The sequence below is a fragment of the Blastococcus litoris genome (assembly GCF_003075095.1).
Lineage (GTDB): Bacteria > Actinomycetota > Actinomycetes > Mycobacteriales > Geodermatophilaceae > Blastococcus_B > Blastococcus_B litoris.
This window is the reverse complement of the sequence record NZ_QCZF01000003.1, coordinates 100,895-117,340: the sequence shown is the minus strand read 5'-3', so window position 1 is coordinate 117,340 and position 16,446 is coordinate 100,895. Positions and strand designations below refer to the sequence as shown.

Sequence of the window (16,446 nt, the reverse complement as noted above, 5' to 3'; positions counted from 1 at the left end):
CACCCCGATCGCCGCGGCACGAGGAGGCCGCTCGCACACCGCTTCCCGGGCCCGCCCAGGGCTCCTACGTTCGGGCCGTGCCCCCGCCCGATCCCCTGGTCCCGTCGCCGGACGACCCTGCCCCGTCGTCCGAGGGCGACCACCGCGTCGTGCCGGTCCTCACGGCTGCCCTGCGCGCGGCCGCGTCGGGCAGCACGCTCGAGGCGACGCTGCGTGACATCGTGCAGGCGGCGGTGCACCACGTGGACGCGTCGTACGGCGCCCTGGGGGTGCTGACCCCGGACGGCCTGCGGCTGGACCGGTTCGTCGTCGTCGGGATGGACGACGACGACTCCGCCCGCATCGGCCGGCTGCCCGAGGGCGAGGGCATCCTCGGCCTGCTCGTCGCCGAGCCCGTGCCCCTCCGCCTCGACGACCTCGGCGAGCACCCCGCCTCCCGGGGCTTCCCGCCCGGGCACCCGCCGATGCGGTCCTTCCTCGGGGTGCCGGTGCGCGTCGGCTCCTCCGTCTTCGGCAACCTCTACCTCACCGAGAAGCGCACCGGCCGGCCGTTCACCGACGCCGACTCGGAGGTGGTGCAGGCCCTCGCCGCCGTCGCGGGGATGGCGATCGAGAACGCCCGGCTGGCCGAGCAGGCCGAGCGCCGCGGCCGGTGGGGACTGGCCGCGACCGAGATGGCGACCGCGCTGCTCTCGGGTGCCGATCCGGACGACGTCCTGCGGGCGGTGTCCACCCAGGTCGAGGTCCTCACCGACGCCGACATGGCCGGCGTGCTCGCGCCCAGCACGGACGACCCGGACACGATGACCATCGTCGCCGCCGTCGGCCACGCGGCCGACGACGTCGAGGGCGTGCGGGTCCCCCTGGCCGGCACCGCCCTGGACCTGACCCGGGCCGCGGGAGAGCCGCGGCTCGTCGACGACATCGGGACGATGCCCCTGGTCGGCACCCGGGCCGCCGTGGTCGTCGAGCTCACCGCCGGGTACGGCCCCGCCCTCGTCGTCCCGCTGGGGACCGGGTCCAGCCGGAGCCTGCTGGTCACCCTGCGCGCAGCCGGCGCCCCCGCGTTCCTCCCGCACGAGCTCGACCTGCTCACCGCGTTCGCCGCGCAGGCCTCGGTGGTGCTCGAGCTGGCCCACGCCCAGCAGCGCGCGCGGTCGCTGCAGCTGCAGGCCGACCGGGACCGCATCGCCCGCGACCTGCACGACCACGTCGTCCAGCGCATCTTCGCCACCGCGCTGTCGCTGGACCGGCTGGGCCGGTCGCTGGAGAACGACCGGCGCGACGTGTCCGCCGCGCTCTCGCAGCGGGTGGACGACCTCCACGGCACGATCGAGCGGATCCGCACGTCCATCTGGGACCTGCACGAGGCGGAGGACGCGTCGACGACAGCGTTCCGACAGCGCCTGGCCGACGTCATCCGCTCCATCACCGACGGGCACGAGGTGCGCCCCGACCTGCGGCTGCGCAGCGACTACGAGGAACTGCCGCCCGACCTGCTGCTCGACCTGGTGGCGGTCGTGCGCGAGCTGGTCACCAACGTCGTCCGGCACGCCCGGGCCCGCCGGGTGACGGTGGCCGTCGAGGTCAGGACCGCCGCCTGCGTCGTCGTCACCGACGACGGCCGGGGGCTCCCCCCGGTCACGGTGCGCAGCGGGCTGGCCAACCTGGCCGACCGCGCGGAACGGCGGGGCGGGGAGCTGACGTGCACGTCCTCGCCGTCGGGGACGGAGATCCGCTGGACCGCGCCGATGCCCCGCTGACCTCAGCCCCCGGCGCGATCGCGCAGCTCGGTCGCGAGGATGGCGGCCTGGGTCCGCCGTTCGAGACCCAGCTTGGCCAGCAGGTGGCTGGTGTAGTTCTTCACCGTCTTCTCGGCGAGCCCCATCCGGGCGCCGATCTGCCGGTTGGTGAGCCCTTCGCCGATCAGCCGGAGCACGGTGCGCTCCTGGTCGGTGAGCGACCCGAGGCGGTCGGCGCCGGCCGCCCCCGGTCCGCGACTCCGGCTCGCCGCGGGGGCGACGTCCTCGAAGGACGTCCCTCCGGCCGCGACGGCGTGCACCGCGGACACCAACGCCGGCCCGCGGATCTGCTTGAGGAGGAAGCCGGAGGCGCCGGCGCGCATGGCGGCGTCCAGGGCCTCCTGGTCGGAGAAGCTGGTCAGCACCAGGCAGCGCAGGCCCGGGACCCGTTCGCGCAGCCGGCGGCACAGCTGCGCGCCGTCACCGTCGGGGAGCCGCATGTCGACCACGACGAGGTCCGGCCGGACGGCCGGCACCCGCGCCAGCGCCTCGGCGACGGTGCCGGCCTCCCCCGCCACGGTGATGAGCGGGTCGTCCTCGAGCACCTCCGCCACGCCCCGTCGCACCACCTCGTGGTCGTCGACCAGGAACACGCGCACCGGCGCGGTCGGTGGCTGCACCGGCGACCTCCCCACGCTCCGTGACGACGCTCACCGAGCGTAGGACGTCAGGAGCCGGAGCGGGGGCTACGCCGGCAGCAGCAGCGCGGCGTACAGCGTGAGACCCGGCCCGAACGCCATGACCACCACCGGGCCGTCGACGTCCGCCATCTCCTCGAGCACGAGCAGCACCGTGGCCGACGAGCAGTTGCCGTGCTCGGCGAGCACCCGGCGCGACGCGGCCAGCTGCTCCTCGGCCAGGCCGAGCTCGTCCCGGACGACGTCGAGGATGCGCGGCCCGCCCGGGTGGACCGCCCACCCGGCGACGTCCTCCATCCGCAGCCCCGCACCGGTGAGCAGCTCCTCCACCACCCCGCCGACGTGACGGGAGAGCACGTCGGGCACGCGAGGGGAGAGCCCCATGCGGAAGCCGAGATCGGTGACGTCCCACGTCATGTGGTCGGCGGTCGAGGCGTCGGTCCGCGCCACCATCCCGGCGACCCGGCGGCCGCGCGCGGCGCCGGGCTCGAGCACGACGGCGGCGGCCGCGTCCGAGAACAGCGCGTGGGCGACCACCTGCTCGAGGTCCCGCTGCGCCGGTTGCACGTGCAGGCTGGTCAGCTCGCAGCACAGCAGCACGGCCGGACGGGACCGGGCCGTCACGAAGTCGCTGACCGCGGCGAGCCCGGGGATGGCGGCGTAGCAGCCCATGTGCCCGACGAGGAGCCGCTGCAGCCCGAGGGGCATGCCGAGGTCGCTGGCCAGCCGGATGTCGAGGCCCGGAGTGGCGTACCCGGTGCAGGTGGCGACGGCGAACAGGCCCACATCACCGGGCGCGAGCCCGGCGGAGTCGAGGGCGCCGGCGACCGCCTGCTTGCCCAGGGGGAGCGCCTCCTGGACGTAGCGCTCCATCCGGGCGCCGGTCCCCCACTGGCTCAGGTCCTCGTCCATCGGGCTGGCGACCGCGTGCCGCCGCCGCACGCCGGCGCTCTGGAAGATCCGCCGCGCGGCGCGCACCCCCTCGTAGTGCCGGGCGAAGAAGCCGTCCCAGATGGCGTCCTGGTCGAAGCTGGCGGGCAGGGCGGACCCCAGCCCGGTCACGACCGCGCTGCTCACAGGCACTCCCGGGCGCTCGGCGTCATGCACCCGACGGTACGTGGCGCACAACCGGCTCGCCGACTCACCGCTTGCGCCCGTACCCGGCGAACACCACGGCGGTGGAGCGGATCGGCTTCATCCGGACGAGCTGGCGGCGGCCGAACCTCCACGCGATCGCCTCCCGCATCGACGGCCGCAGCCCGACGAGCTCGAGGTCGAGCCCCACCTCGTCGGCCGCCGCCAGCAGGTGCCGGCGGTCGACGAACAGCGCCGGGTCGTGCAGGCCCCGGGGCGGCCCTCCGGGCATCCGCTCCAGCAGGTGGACGTTGACCAGCCGCGACAGCCAGCCCGACGCCAGCGCGTCGAGCACCAGGGTGCCGCCCGGCCGGAGCAGCCGCGCGCACTCGGCGAGCACACCGGCGTGGTCCTCGACGTGCTCCAGGATCTCCCCGGCCAGGACGACGTCGGCGCACGCGTCGGCGAGCGGCACCGCGAGGACCGAGCCGCGCACCGGCAGCAGCCCGTGCTGGCGGGCGAGCTCGAGCCCTCGGACGCCGATGTCCACCCCCACGTGCCGGTAGCCCAGCCCCGCGACGTGCGGGCCCATGAGCCCGCCGCCGCACGCGAGGTCGACCAGCACCGCGCCCGGGGAGGCGGCCGGCGGCACGTGCTCGGCGCGCGAGGCGGCCAGCCAGTGCAGGGCGGCGAACTCCCCGTCGTGCCGCCACCACTCGTCCGCGAGCTGGTCGTACTGCGCGGGGTCGTTGCGCCGCATCGGCCGAACCTACTGCTTCAGCGGGTCGTGCCCCCAGTTCATGAGCGAGTACCGCCAGCGGGAGCCCTCGACGTCCTCGGAGGTCGGCCGCTGCGCGAGGTGGCGCTGCACGTAGCCGTGGACCTTCCGCATGTGGGCCAGGTCGTCGTCGGTCAGGTCGTCCTTCTTCGTGCGCAGCAGCTCGACGATCCGCCGTCCCGACTCGTGGCCGGTGGACTCGCCGGAGCCGCCGCTCTTCTGGCCGACCTCCTGCGACTCGTCGGTGCCGAGCCACTTCTCCAGCTCACCGGCGGTCATGTTCACCGCCTCGCCGAACTCGCGGCGGATCTGGTCAGCGTCGTCGGTCGCCATGGGTCGGCGGTACCGCTCCGGGGGCGGGCGGAAACCGTCGGTCTGGTACTGCTGGACGTCCGCACACCTGGAGGTCCGCGCATGTCCGTCACCGTCGTCGGCAGCCTCAACGAGGACGTGCTCGTCGCCGTCGGCCGCCTCCCCGGCCGGGGCGAGACGGTGATCGGTCGCTCCGCGGCCCTCGCCCCGGGCGGCAAGGGCGCCAACCAGGCGGCGGCCGCCGGCGAGCTGGGGCCGGGCGTGCACATGGTCGGCCGCGTCGGCGAGGACCCGGCCGGCGACCGGCAGCTGGCGGCACTGGCCGGCTCCCGCGTCGACGTGAGCCGGGTGCACCGCACCCCGGGCGTGCCGACCGGGTCGGCGACCATCCCCGTGGAGGAGGGCAGCGGCGAGAACCTGATCGTCGTCGTCCCCGGCGCCAACGCCGAGCTGACCCCCGAGGACGCCGACGCCGAGCCGGTCCGGCGGGCCCGGGTGGTGCTGCTCCAGCTCGAGGTGCCCCTCGCGGCCGTGGAGGCCGCCGCCCGGGCCGCCACCGGCACCGTCGTCCTCACCCCCGCTCCCCCGCAGCCGCTACCCCCCGGGCTGCTGGAGCACGTCGACGTGCTGGTGCCCAACGAGCACGAACTCGCCCAGCTGGCGGGCGCGCAGCCGGGTGAGCGCTCCCCCGCCGACCTGGTGGCCCTGGCCCGTTCCGTCGCGCGGTGCGCGGTGGTCGTGACCCTCGGCGCCCGCGGCGCGCTGGTGGTGCCGCCGGAGGGCCCGGCCGTCCTGCAGGCGCCGCCGCCGGTGACCGCCGTCGACACCACCGGGGCGGGCGACTGCTTCTGCGGCGCCCTGGCACAGGCGCTGACCACCGACACCGACCTCGCGGCCGCCGTGCGCGTGGCGGTGACCGCCGCCGCGTTGTCGACGACCGGCCCGGGGGCCCGCGGCGCGCTGCCGGACGCGGCGGCGGTGGAGGCCCTGCTGCCCCGGACGCCCGCGGCCTCCGCGGTCGGCTGAGCAGGGGTTTCCCGGACCACGACGGGGGCACAGGCCGGTCAGCCGACGGATCGAGGAGGACCGCCATGACCGAGCCAGGCCGCACGCCGCACACGTCCGAGCGCGCCGAGGGCGACCCGCCCGGCGACGACGAGACCGGTGGCCGCACGCCGCACCCGCAGGAGCCGGCCGAGGGGGAGGACGCCGGTCAGGGCGAGGGCGCCGACACCCCCGGTCAGTAGGAGCGCGGCAGCCGCAGGTCGTGCTGGGCGACGAAGCTGAGGATCATCTCCCGGCTGACCGGCGCGATCCGGCTGACCCGCGACATCGCCAGCAACGCGGCGACCCCGTACTCCTGCGACAGGCCGTTCCCGCCGTGGGTCTGGATCGCCTGGTCGACGGCGTGCACGGCGGCCTCCGCCGCGGCGTACTTGGCGCTGTTGGCCGCGAGCCCGGCGTCCTGGCCGGCGTCGATCAGCCAGGCGGCCTTCTGCGTCATGAGGCGGGCGCACTCGATCTCGATCTGGCACGCGGCGAGCGGGTGCGCCAGCCCCTGGTGGGCGCCGATCGGCGTGCCCCACACCTGGCGCTCCCGGGCGTACTCCGTCGCCTTGCGCATGGCCAGCCGGGCGACGCCCAGCGAGTAGGCGGCCGCCATGACCCGCTCGGGGTTGAGGCCGGCGAACAGCTGGGCGATGCCCTGGTCGGGATGCCCGACGAGGGCGTCGTCGGGCAGCCGGACGTCGTCGAGGAACACCTGGAACTGGCGCTCGGGGCTGACGATCTCCATCGGGATCGCCGACGCGGTCAGCCCGGGCGCGTCGGTGGGGACGACGAACAGCGCGGGCCGGAGCGTCCCCGTCGGGCCGTCGGCGAGCCGGCCGACCACGAGCAGCGCGTCGGCCTGGTCGACGCCGCTGATCCACACCTTCTGCCCGCGCAGCACCCACCCGTCGCCGTCCCGCCGGGCGACCGTGGTGATCTCGTGGGAGTTCGAGCCGGCGTCCGGCTCGGTGATGGCGAAGCCCATGGTCGTGGAGCCGTCGGCCAGCCCCGGCAACCAGCGGTCCTTCTGCTCCGGGGTGCCGAACCGGCCGATGACCGTGCCGCAGATCGCGGGTGAGACGACCATCATCAGCAGCGGGCAGCCGGCCGCGCCGAGCTCCTCGAGGACGATCGAGAGCTCCACCATCCCGCCCCCACCACCGCCGTGCTCCTCCGGCAGGTTGACGCCGAGGAAGCCCGCCTTGCCGGCCTCCGCCCACAGCGCGTCGGTGCGACCGCCGGAGCGCGCCTGCTCCAGGAAGTACGCCTGCCCGTAGCGGGAGCCGAGGTCGGCGACGGCCGAGCGGAGGGCCCGCAGCTCGTCGCCCTCGTCGAAGTCCAGGGTCATGCGTCCTCCTCGGTCGCTGACGGGCGGTCGGCGCCGGCCGGGCCGGCGAACGCCTGGGCGAGGTCGAGCCAGCGGTCGGCGGCGTCGCCGGTGGCCTCGAGCGCCAGGTCGGCGCGGTGCCGGCGGCGGGTGACGCGCAGGCAGAAGTCCAGGGCCGGGCCGCTGACCCGCTGGGCGGCGTCCTCGGGCCCGAAGACCCAGAGCTCGCCGTCGGGCGCGGTCAGCTCGACCCGGAACGGCTCGGCCGGGGCGGGCAGGCCGCGCTGGGCGAAGGCGAAGTCACGGGTGCGCACCCCGAGGTGGGCGACCGCGCGCAGCCGCGGCGAGACCGACGGCGGCAGCCCGAGCGCGTCGGTGACGTCGAGGCCGTGCGCCCAGGTCTCCATCAGCCGGGCGGTGGCGAGGGACGGGGCGCTCATCGGCGGGCCGAACCAGGGCACCTTCGCCCCCTCGGGCAGCGACGCGAGCCGGCGGGCCAGGTCGGCGCGGCTCGTCCGCCAGCGCTCCACGAGCAGCGCCGGATCGACGGCGGCCCCCTCGGCGGCCGCGGCGTCCACCGCCGCCGCCAGCTCGGGGGCGCTGCCGGCCGCGGCGGCGGCGAACGCCTCCGGCTCGGTGACCGCCCGCAGCGCCTGCTCGTCGGTCCAGGCCAGGTGGGCGATCTGCATCGCCACCGTCCAGCCCTCCGCGGGGGTCGGGAGGAGCCAGGCGGTGTCCTCCAGGTCGGCGACCACCGCGTCGAGGGCCGCGCCCTCGGCGGCGAGGTCGTCCAGCAGTCCGGCGAGCAGCCGGGTGCGCTCGCTCATGCCCACCTCCGTCGCGGCCGGCGGCGGTGCCGGACCCCGCGCCGACCGTACGGGCGGCGGTCTCGCGCTGGCCAGCGGGCCGGGCGGTCGGGCAGGCTCGGGCACCGTGCTCCTCGACGCCGCCCTGCTGTCCACCGGGATCGACGGCATCCCCGCCACCGCCCGCGACCTGGAGGCGCGCGGCTACGCCGGCGTCTGGGCCTCGGAGGTCGACCACGACCCGTTCCTGCCGCTGCTCTCGGCCGGGCAGGCGACCGAGCGGCTCCAGGTCGGCACCGCCATCGCCGTGGCCTTCGCGCGGTCGCCCATGACGCTGGCCACCACCGCCCACGACCTGCAGCGCTACACCGGCGGCCGGTTCGTGCTGGGCCTCGGCACGCAGATCAAGGCGCACGTCGAACGCCGGTTCTCGATGCCGTGGAGCCCCCCGGTGGCGCGGATGCGCGAGTACGTCGCGGCGCTGCGGGCCATCTGGGCGTCCTGGCAGGACGGCACGCCGCTGCGCTTCCAGGGCGAGCACTACCGGCACACCCTGATGACGCCGATGTTCGCGCCCGACCCGCACCCGTGGGGGCCGCCGCCGGTGTTCCTCGCGGCGGTCGGCCCGGCGATGACCCGCCTCGTCGGTGAGGTGGCCGACGGGTTGCTCGTGCACGGCTTCACGACCGAGCGCTACCTGCGCGAGCGGACGCTGCCCGCCCTCGAGGAAGGGCTGGCGGCCGCCGGCCGCACCCGGGAGCAGGTCGCCGTCACGCTGCCGGGCCTGGTCGTCTCGGGGCGGTCCGAGCAGGAGCTGGCCGAGGCGTCCGCGGCCGTGAAGGCCACCATCGCCTTCTACGGCAGCACCCCGGCCTACCGCCCGGTGCTCGAGCTGCACGGCTGGGAGTCCCTCGCCGACGAGCTGCACGCGCTCTCGGTCGGGCGCCGGGAGGACAAGTGGACGGCGATGCGCGACCTGGTCGACGACGAGGTGCTCGCCGCCTTCGCCGTCGTCGCCGAGCCGGACGACGTGGCCGCGCAGGTGCGCGCCCGCTACGACGGCGTGGTGGACCGGTTCAGCGTCTACGCGTCCTATCCCGCACCGCTGGACCTGTGGGACCCGCTGGTCGCCTCGTTCCGCTGAGGCGGTTCCGGCGGGGCGTCGGCCATGCTGGGCCCCGACGTCCCGACCCAGCGAGGAGTTCGCCCCCGTGCCCCGCCTCCGCACCAGCCTCGTCCCGCTCGCGCTCTCGGCCCTGCTGCTGGCCGGGTGCGGGGGCGAGGACGCCCCCGAGAGCACCGCCGCCGTCGCGAGCGGCAACCCCGACACCTGCACCGGCGAGGTCGTCGACGTCGTCGTCTCGGTCGGGCAGTGGGGTGACGTCGTGCGGCGGGTCGGCGGTGACTGCGCGAACGTGACGACGGTGCTCGCGTCCGGGGACGTCGATCCGCACGAGGCCGATCCGACCGCCGCAGACCTGGCCGCCTTCGCCGACGCCGACCTGGTGGTGGTCAACGGTGCGGGCTACGACCGGTGGGCCGAGGACGCTGCCGAGGCGCAGGAACCCGAGCCGGCCGTGCTGACGGTGACCGACCTCCTCGACGAGCCGGCGGGGAGCGACCCGCACGTCTGGTCGTCCCCCGCGGCGGTGCACGCGCTGGCGCCGGCGCTGGCCGAGGAGCTCGGGCAGCTCTCCCCCGACGCCGCGGACGTGTTCGAGGCGAACGCGGCGACCTGGCAGGCGGAGCTGCGGCAGTACCTGGACGCCGTCCTGGCGCTGGGCTCGACGGTCAGCGGCCGGACGTACGCGGCGACCGAGCCGGCCTTCGACCGGATGGCCGACGCCCTCGGCCTCGTGGACGCCACGCCGGAGGGCTACCGGCGCAGCGCTGCCCGCGGGGAGGAGCCCGCGCCAGGAGACCTGAGCGCCTTCGAGTCCGCGCTGGCCGACGGCTCGGTGGACGTGCTGGTGCTCGACGAGCAGACCGGCGGGGACGCGGCGGAGGCGCTGCGCTCGGCGGCCGACGACGCCGGGGTGCCCGTCGTCGAGGTGACGGAGGCGCCCGCCGACCAGGACGAGCCCTTCCTCGATTGGCAGCTCGCCCAGCTCACCGCCCTCGGCGAGGCGCTGGGCGCGGCCCGCTGACCTGCGCGGACGTGACCGAGATCTCAGGCCCCGTGGGGTGGATCACGCCGCTCCGAGGTTTCTCCTGCCGCGCCGCAGGGGCACGCTCGGGCACATGGAGGACACGCAGCGCGACGTACGAGTTTCCGACGACTCCCCCGAGGCCCAGACCGAGGATTCCCGCAGCCCCGAGCCGGCCACGGTCACGGTCGCGCGCATGCTGGCCAACCCCCGCCGCGTCCGCCGCAACTGAGCACGGAGCACCCTGCCCGGCGGTGACTCTCCGTCGCACCACGAGCCACACCGCTCCCCGTCGCCACGGGTAACCCGTCCACCTCTGGTTACCCAGAGCTACATCCACGGCGTGCCGCGAACTGCTCCGTCACGCGGTGGGTGCACCATCCCTGCGTGACCGCCGCCCCGCTCCTCGCAGCCGACGCCTACGCCGACGCACTCGGTGCTCCCGGCGCCCCCGTCCGCCGCAGCCGCGCCGAGCGGCAGGCGATCGTCCTGGACACCGCCGAGCGCTTGTTCGCCGGACGCAGCTCGCGCAGCGTCGGGATGGACGAGCTGGTCCGCGAGACCGGGCTGGGCAAGATGACGGTCTACCGGCTCTTCAAGAGCAAGGACGACCTGGTCGGGGCCTACCTCTCCCGCAAGGCCGCCACCGTGCTGGCCTTCATCGACGCCGAGCTGGTGCGGCTCGAGGGCGACCCGCGCGCGGCCCTGCTCTCCGTCGTCGACGCCGTCGAGCGCGACGTGACGCGCACCGGCTTCCGCGGTTGCCCCTTCACCAACGTCAGCAGCGAGTACGACGACCCGCAGCACCCGGCGCGGTCCGCCGCCGCCGACTACAAGTTCGAGATGCACATGCGCCTCGAGCGCCTCGCCGAGCAGGTCGCGCCGGGCAACGGCGAGGACCTCGCCGCGCAGATCCACCTGATCATCGACGGCATGTACCTCTCCGGGGGGCTGCTCGGTCCCGACGGCCCCGCCTCGCACGGCCGCCCGCTGGCCGAGCGGCTCATCGACATCGCGGTGGGCCGGGTCTGACCTGCGGCCGGCCGGCGGCCCCCGCACGATGAGCGGGTGACCGACGACCGGACCCGTCCCGACCTCGACGACACCACCGTCGAGGGCCTCGGCAAGCTCTCCGAGGCGCTCGAGACCGTCGACCAGGCCCGCGGCCTGCTCTACGGCTTCCACCAGCTGACCGGCAAGGCCGACCGGCTCCTGCAGGAGGCTGTCGAGGTGCTCGGCACGGCAGGAGCCACGCAGCTGGCCGCCGACCTCGACCGCGACCTCGTGGGCCGCAACGTGATCGCCGACCGCTGGACCTTCCAGATCGTCGAGGACTTCGACGAGAACTACTGGGCCACGTTCCGCGCCTTCGACCAGCGCGCCCGGGACGAGCTCGCCGGCGGCGACCGGCACGTCTTCGAGGCCCGCATGAAGCAGGGCGAGCGGACCCACGGCCACCCGAACCACGAGGCGGGTCCTGCGCTGTCCGAGTGACCGGGCGCCGCCATGATCACCGGCCGCGGGAGGCCCTCTCACGGGCCGCGCACGGGGCGCCCGACGGGCGGTGATCATGCAGACTCGACCGCATGACGATGCCGACACCGGCCCGGGACGACGACCTCGACGCGCAGCCGCTGGGCACCGACACCGCACCTCCCGGGGACGAGGCGTCGCAGGGCGGCGAGGACCGGCCCGCCGGCGGAGCTGCCGGGCCGAGCTACCCCCCGGCCGGCACGGAGCCGGACGCGCAGGGCTGACCTGCGCCGCGCGTCCCTGAGCAGCACACTCAGGGGGTGAGCACTCCCGAACCCCGCCCCGCCGGCACCCCCGGCACCGACCCCACGCTCGGCTCCCCGGGCGGCCAGGGCTCCACGCCGCCGCCGGTCGCCTCGGCCGGCCCCGACGGCCCGGCCCGGCCCACCGGCGGGGCGCAGCGGCACACCGGCCGCACGATCGGCCGGACCCTCGCGCTCTCCCTGCTGGTGTTCGTGACCGTCGTCCTGGTGCTGTTCGTCGTCTTCAACACCCAGACCGTCGACATCAGCCTGGTCTTCACCGACGTCCGCGCGCCCCTGGTCGTCGCACTGCTGATCGCCGCGGTCCTCGGCGCGGCGATGGTCGGGCTCCTCAACGCCCTCCTGACCGTGCGGGGGCGGCGGAAGAACCGCTGACCGGCCGTACCTCACCCCGACTGGGCGCGTCACGGCGGGGCCACTTGCTCGTTGCTACCGGTGAGTAATAGCGTTTGTTACTGGCGAGTAGGACCTCGCCGCCCACCGGCACGGAGCACGGGAGCCCAGTTCGATGACGCACTACACCGCCAACCTGCGGGACCTCGAGTTCAACCTCTTCGAGTTCCTGGACACCAAGGACCGGTTCGGCACCGGGCCGTTCGAGCAGATGGACGCCGAGACCGCGCGCGGTGTGCTGGCCGAGATCCGCAAGTTGTCGGAGGGCCCGATCGCGGCGTCCTTCACCGACGCCGACCGGAACCCGCCGGTGTTCGATCCGAGCACGCACTCGGTGACGCTCCCCGAGTCGTTCAAGAAGTCCGTCGAGGCGCTCAACGCCGGCGAGTGGTACCGGCTGGACCTGTCGCCGGAGATGGGTGGCTTCGGCGCTCCCGCCGCGCTGACCTGGGCGGCCTTCGAGATGGTGCTCGGCGCCAACCCCGCCGTCTTCATGTACGGCTCGGGCCCCGCGTTCGCGCAGACCCTGTACGACCTGGGCACCGAGGACCAGAAGAAGCTCGCCCACCACATGATCGACAAGGGCTGGGGCGCCACGATGGTGCTCACCGAGCCCGACGCGGGCTCGGACGTGGGCGCCGGCCGCACCAAGGCGGTCCAGCAGGCCGACGGCTCGTGGCACATCACCGGCGTGAAGCGGTTCATCACCTCCGCCGAGCACGACCTGAGCGACAACATCATCCACCTGGTCCTCGCCCGCCCGGAGGGCGCGAAGGCCGGCACCAAGGGGCTGTCGCTGTTCCTCGTCCCCAAGTTCCACGTCGACCTCGAGACCGGTGAGCTGGGCGAGCGCAACGGCGCCTACGTCACCAACGTCGAGAAGAAGATGGGCCTCAAGGTCTCCACGACCTGCGAGGTCACGTTCGGCGACGGCCCCGTGCCCGCGCAGGGCTGGCTGGTCGGCGAGGTGCACGACGGCATCGCCCAGATGTTCAAGATCATCGAGTACGCCCGCATGTTCGTCGGCACGAAGGCGATCGCCACGCTGTCGGCCGGCTACCAGGTCGCGCTCGACTACGCGAAGAGCCGCGTCCAGGGCGCCGACCTGACCGCGACGTCGAAGGACGCCCCGCGGGTCACGATCACCCACCACCCCGACGTCCGCCGCTCGCTGATGCTGCAGAAGTCCTACGCCGAGGGCATGCGCGCGCTGTACCTGTACGCGGCGAGCTTCCGCGACCAGGTCACCGAGGCCGAGGCCGCGGGCACCGCGGACAGCGAGCAGGCCGTGCTGGCCGCCAAGGTCAACGACCTGCTGCTGCCGATCGTGAAGGGCTTCGGCTCCGAGCGCGCCACCCAGCTGCTCACCGCCGAGTCGCTGCAGACGCTCGGCGGCTCGGGCTTCCTGCAGGACTACCCGATCGAGCAGTACATCCGGGACTCCAAGATCGACACCCTCTACGAGGGCACGACGGCGATCCAGGGCCAGGACTTCTTCTTCCGGAAGATCGTCAAGGACGGCGGCGTCGCGCTGACCTGGCTGGCCTCGCAGATCCAGGCCACGATCGACGCGGAGGTCGGCAACGGCCGGCTCAAGGAGGAGCGGGCGCTGCTGGCGACCGCCCTCCAGGACGTCCAGGGCATGCTCACCGCGATGTTCGGCCAGCTGACCGCCGCGCAGGAGGACATGTCGAGCCTGTACAAGGTCGGCCAGAACACCTCCCGGCTGCTGCTGGCCGTCGGCGACCTCGTCACCGCCTGGCTGCTGGTCCGCCAGTCCGAGGTGGCGCTCGCGGCGCTGTCGGGCGAGGTCGGCGAGAAGGACCGGTTCTTCTACGAGGGCAAGCTGGCCGCCACCCGCTTCTTCACCTCGCAGGTGCTGCCGCGCCTGACCTCGGACCGGACCATCGTCGAGAACACCGACAACGCGCTCATGGAGGTCGACGAGGCCGCCTTCTAGGCCTCGGGACCGACCGGACGGCCGCCGACCCCACGCGGGACGGCGGCCGTCCGTCGTTTCCGGCCGCGGGCAGCGGGCATGGGGTCCGGGAACCACGACCGGACAGGAGACCGCCATGACCGATCCACCGGGCAGCGACCGGATCCAGCAGGACGTCCCCACGGCGTCGGGCACCGGCGACAACAGCTCGTCGGGAACCTCGGGTTCCAGCTTCGACGACGTCCCCCTCACCGCCGACGAGGCGATCGAGCGGGACGCCTCCCACGGCGACGACCTCCCCGCCCGCGCGGACGGCGACGTCGCGCGTGCGGCCGGCGGGGGCGCGTCCGGCGAGGTCTCCGAACCGACCCAGCGATCAGGCGGGAGCAGCGCATGAGCCAGTCCGACCCCACCGGCTACGGCGAGTCCGCGGACACGACGGACGGCCCGGTGGCCGACGACCAGGGCGGCGACGCCCCCGAGGCGGACGCGACCCTCACCACCGACGACGACGCGCAGTCCGACGACGGCGTGGTCCGCCCCGGCAACCAGCCGGACTGAGGAAGGGCCCCGTCCTCCCCACCCCTCGCGCGGTCGGGGCGGTGCCCTGCACGCGGCCGCATAGGCTGCACCGGTGCCGCCCGCGACCGTGCTGCCGCGCGAGGAGCGGCTGGCACGGACGGCCGAGCACGAGGCGCGGATCGACAGGTGGGCCGGGCCGCACCGGGAGCGCCGCCGCCGCGGCGAGGCCCACCCGGTCCTCGATTTCCTCTTCACCTACTACTCCGAGACGCCCGGCCGGTTGCGCCGCTGGCACCCCGGGCCGGACGCCGCCCTGGCCCTTCCCGCCCCGCACGCGGCGTGGCGCTGGTACGCGACCGACGGCGGGACGGTGCGGCTGGACGTCGCCGCCTTCGTGGCCGAGCGCGGGGACACCGTCCGGTTCGTGCGCCGGCTGCTCGCGGCGACCGCGTCCCGCCCCGCCTTCAGCGGCTGCTTCGGCCTGCACGAGTGGGCGATGGTCTACCGCGACACCGGTACCCGGCACCCGGTCCCCCTCCGCCTCGGCCAGGCGGGCACCGACGCCGTCGTCGAGGCGCACCCGGTCCGCTGCAGCCACTTCGACGCCTTCCGCTTCTTCACGCCGGCCGCCGTCGGCCGCAACCGGCTGCAGCCGACCCGCGAGACCCAGCCGGAGCTGGAGCAGCCGGGCTGCCTGCACGCCGGCATGGACCTGTACAAGTGGGCCTACAAGCTGAGCCCGGCGACGCCGGGCGAGCTGGTGGCCGACTGCTTCGAGCTGGCGGTCGAGATCCGGGAGCTCGACATGCGGGCGTCGCCGTACGACCTGCGCGCCCACGGCTACGAGCCGGTGCCGATCGAGACGCCCGAGGGCAAGGCGGCCTACGTCGCCGCCCAGCGCGGGTTCGCCGAGCGCGGCGCCGTCCTGCGCGCGCGGTTGATCGAGCTCTGCGACCGGCTCCTGGCGGCCGCCTGACCGTCGTCCTCCGGTCGCCGGCCCGTCACGGGGACGTCGTACCGTCGTCGGGTGACCTCGACGCAGACCGGCCGCTGGGTGCGGCTCGACGGGACCGCGAACACCCGTGACCTGGGCGGCCTGCCGACCAGCGACGGCGGCCGCACGGTGCCCGGCCGGATCCTGCGCAGCGACAACCTGCAGACCCTCACCCAGGACGACGTCCGGCGACTGGTGGGCGAGCTGGACCTGCGGCAGGTGGTCGACCTGCGCACGACGGCGGAGATCCTGCTCGAGGGGCGGGGTCCGCTGCGCGACGTCCCCCAGGTCTCGCACCGCCACTTCACGCTGCTGCCCGAGCGCGGCCACCACACCGACGTGTTCGCGGTGGAGGAGGACGACCCCGAGCTGGACCTGCCGGCCGGCTGGATGGAGTCGCTGCTCCCCCGCCAGGTGGCCGCGCACGACGAGGGCGAGCCGCCCGCGGTCCGCTCCTACCTTGGCTACCTGGGCCAGCGGGGCGACAACGTCGTCGCCGCGCTGCGGGCGCTGGCGCAGGCCGGACCGGGCGCCTCGGTCGTGCACTGCGCGGCGGGCAAGGACCGGACCGGAGTGGTCTGCGCGCTCTCCCTGGCCGTGGCGGGGGTCCCGCACGAGGAGATCGTGGCCGACTACGCCATGACCGCCGACGTCATCGAGGGCGTGGTCGCGCGGCTGGCCGCCTCACCGACCTACGCCGAGGACATGGTCACCCGCGACATCGCCGTCCACACGCCGCGCGCGGAGACCATGGACCGCGTGCTGACGCTGCTCGACGAGCGGCACGGTGGCGCACGGGGCTGGCTCGAGGCGCACGGCTTCGGTGCGGACGAGCAGGCGGCGCTGAGGGCCCGGCTGCGCTCCTGAC

General features: G+C 75.0%; 21 protein-coding genes. 15 read left to right on the top strand and 6 right to left on the bottom strand.

Annotation, left to right across the window (positions count from 1 at the left end; all coding sequences use genetic code 11):
- The first annotated feature begins 77 nt into the window (after window positions 1-77).
- Window positions 78-1,763: a sensor histidine kinase gene (locus DCS98_RS07640; protein ID WP_241037336.1), complete on the top strand. Its 1,686-nt coding sequence runs from the start codon at window positions 78-80 to the stop codon at window positions 1,761-1,763.
- Window positions 1,764-1,765: 2 nt separating this feature from the next.
- On the opposite strand, the gene DCS98_RS07635 is transcribed toward DCS98_RS07640, so the two are convergent.
- The 4 genes from DCS98_RS07635 to DCS98_RS07620 all read right to left on the bottom strand — a co-directional run bounded on the left by DCS98_RS07635 (window position 1,766) and on the right by DCS98_RS07620 (window position 4,625).
- Entirely contained in the window at window positions 1,766-2,422 is a 657-nt protein-coding gene (locus DCS98_RS07635) for a response regulator (protein ID WP_206340151.1), read from the bottom strand.
- A gap of 66 nt (window positions 2,423-2,488) precedes the next feature.
- Window positions 2,489-3,517: a type III polyketide synthase gene (locus DCS98_RS07630; protein WP_116450794.1), complete on the bottom strand. Its 1,029-nt coding sequence runs from the start codon at window positions 3,515-3,517 to the stop codon at window positions 2,489-2,491.
- A 64-nt stretch (window positions 3,518-3,581) separates the two neighbouring features.
- Window positions 3,582-4,274 carry a methyltransferase domain-containing protein gene (locus DCS98_RS07625; RefSeq protein WP_116450793.1) on the bottom strand — a complete coding sequence of 231 codons (693 nt, stop codon included), beginning with the start codon at window positions 4,272-4,274 and terminating at the stop codon, window positions 3,582-3,584.
- Window positions 4,275-4,283: 9 nt separating this feature from the next.
- Window positions 4,284-4,625 (bottom strand): DUF3140 domain-containing protein, encoded by a 342-nt coding sequence (locus tag DCS98_RS07620; protein ID WP_116450792.1) that lies wholly within the window; start codon window positions 4,623-4,625, stop codon window positions 4,284-4,286.
- Between the two features lie 81 nt (window positions 4,626-4,706).
- On the opposite strand from DCS98_RS07620, the gene DCS98_RS07615 reads away from it, so the two are divergent.
- Both DCS98_RS07615 and DCS98_RS22910 read left to right on the top strand, forming a co-directional pair.
- Window positions 4,707-5,630: a ribokinase gene (locus DCS98_RS07615; protein ID WP_116450791.1), complete on the top strand. Its 924-nt coding sequence runs from the start codon at window positions 4,707-4,709 to the stop codon at window positions 5,628-5,630.
- Between the two features lie 65 nt (window positions 5,631-5,695).
- A complete protein-coding gene (locus tag DCS98_RS22910; protein ID WP_164704452.1) occupies window positions 5,696-5,851 on the top strand; it encodes a hypothetical protein in 156 nt (51 codons plus the stop codon).
- Here the strand turns inward: DCS98_RS22910 and DCS98_RS07610 are convergent.
- Both DCS98_RS07610 and DCS98_RS07605 read right to left on the bottom strand, forming a co-directional pair.
- Window positions 5,845-7,002, bottom strand: a complete 1,158-nt coding sequence (locus DCS98_RS07610; RefSeq protein ID WP_206340150.1) for an acyl-CoA dehydrogenase family protein — start codon at window positions 7,000-7,002, stop codon at window positions 5,845-5,847. The genes DCS98_RS22910 and DCS98_RS07610 overlap by 7 nt on opposite strands.
- Entirely contained in the window at window positions 6,999-7,808 is an 810-nt protein-coding gene (locus tag DCS98_RS07605) for a TIGR03084 family metal-binding protein (protein WP_116450790.1), read from the bottom strand. Before DCS98_RS07605 ends, DCS98_RS07610 begins: the two co-directional genes overlap by 4 nt.
- Here DCS98_RS07605 and DCS98_RS07600 point away from each other — a divergent pair.
- From DCS98_RS07600 to DCS98_RS07555, 12 genes are all read left to right on the top strand, one after another.
- The gene (locus tag DCS98_RS07600) at window positions 7,807-8,931 is read left to right on the top strand and encodes a TIGR03617 family F420-dependent LLM class oxidoreductase (protein WP_116450789.1); all 1,125 of its coding nucleotides are present in this window, start codon (window positions 7,807-7,809) and stop codon (window positions 8,929-8,931) included. The two genes, DCS98_RS07605 and DCS98_RS07600, sit on opposite strands and share 2 nt — an antisense overlap.
- Window positions 8,932-8,998: 67 nt before the next feature.
- Window positions 8,999-9,934 (top strand): metal ABC transporter solute-binding protein, Zn/Mn family, encoded by a 936-nt coding sequence (locus DCS98_RS07595; protein ID WP_116450788.1) that lies wholly within the window; start codon window positions 8,999-9,001, stop codon window positions 9,932-9,934.
- Window positions 9,935-10,028: 94 nt separating this feature from the next.
- A complete protein-coding gene (locus DCS98_RS07590) occupies window positions 10,029-10,166 on the top strand; it encodes a hypothetical protein (protein ID WP_164704451.1) in 138 nt (45 codons plus the stop codon).
- 155 nt (window positions 10,167-10,321) lie between these two features.
- Window positions 10,322-10,966 (top strand): TetR/AcrR family transcriptional regulator, encoded by a 645-nt coding sequence (locus DCS98_RS07585; RefSeq protein WP_116450786.1) that lies wholly within the window; start codon window positions 10,322-10,324, stop codon window positions 10,964-10,966.
- 36 nt (window positions 10,967-11,002) lie between these two features.
- A complete protein-coding gene (locus DCS98_RS07580) occupies window positions 11,003-11,428 on the top strand; it encodes a hypothetical protein (protein WP_116450785.1) in 426 nt (141 codons plus the stop codon).
- A gap of 92 nt (window positions 11,429-11,520) precedes the next feature.
- On the top strand, window positions 11,521-11,691 hold the full coding sequence (locus DCS98_RS22905; protein WP_164704450.1) for a hypothetical protein: 171 nt from the start codon (window positions 11,521-11,523) through the stop codon (window positions 11,689-11,691).
- Window positions 11,692-11,727: 36 nt separating this feature from the next.
- Window positions 11,728-12,105: a LapA family protein gene (locus tag DCS98_RS07575; RefSeq protein ID WP_116450784.1), complete on the top strand. Its 378-nt coding sequence runs from the start codon at window positions 11,728-11,730 to the stop codon at window positions 12,103-12,105.
- Between the two features lie 133 nt (window positions 12,106-12,238).
- A complete protein-coding gene (locus DCS98_RS07570) occupies window positions 12,239-14,083 on the top strand; it encodes an acyl-CoA dehydrogenase (protein ID WP_116450783.1) in 1,845 nt (614 codons plus the stop codon).
- A gap of 115 nt (window positions 14,084-14,198) precedes the next feature.
- On the top strand, window positions 14,199-14,459 hold the full coding sequence (locus tag DCS98_RS07565) for a hypothetical protein (protein WP_116450782.1): 261 nt from the start codon (window positions 14,199-14,201) through the stop codon (window positions 14,457-14,459).
- Window positions 14,456-14,623: a hypothetical protein gene (locus tag DCS98_RS22900; RefSeq protein ID WP_164704449.1), complete on the top strand. Its 168-nt coding sequence runs from the start codon at window positions 14,456-14,458 to the stop codon at window positions 14,621-14,623. The genes DCS98_RS07565 and DCS98_RS22900 overlap by 4 nt, the downstream gene beginning before the upstream one ends.
- 73 nt (window positions 14,624-14,696) lie before the next feature.
- A complete protein-coding gene (locus tag DCS98_RS07560) occupies window positions 14,697-15,560 on the top strand; it encodes a 3-methyladenine DNA glycosylase (RefSeq protein WP_116450781.1) in 864 nt (287 codons plus the stop codon).
- Window positions 15,561-15,611: 51 nt separating this feature from the next.
- Window positions 15,612-16,445: a tyrosine-protein phosphatase gene (locus tag DCS98_RS07555; protein ID WP_116450780.1), complete on the top strand. Its 834-nt coding sequence runs from the start codon at window positions 15,612-15,614 to the stop codon at window positions 16,443-16,445.
- The last annotated feature ends 1 nt before the right edge of the window (window position 16,446 follow it).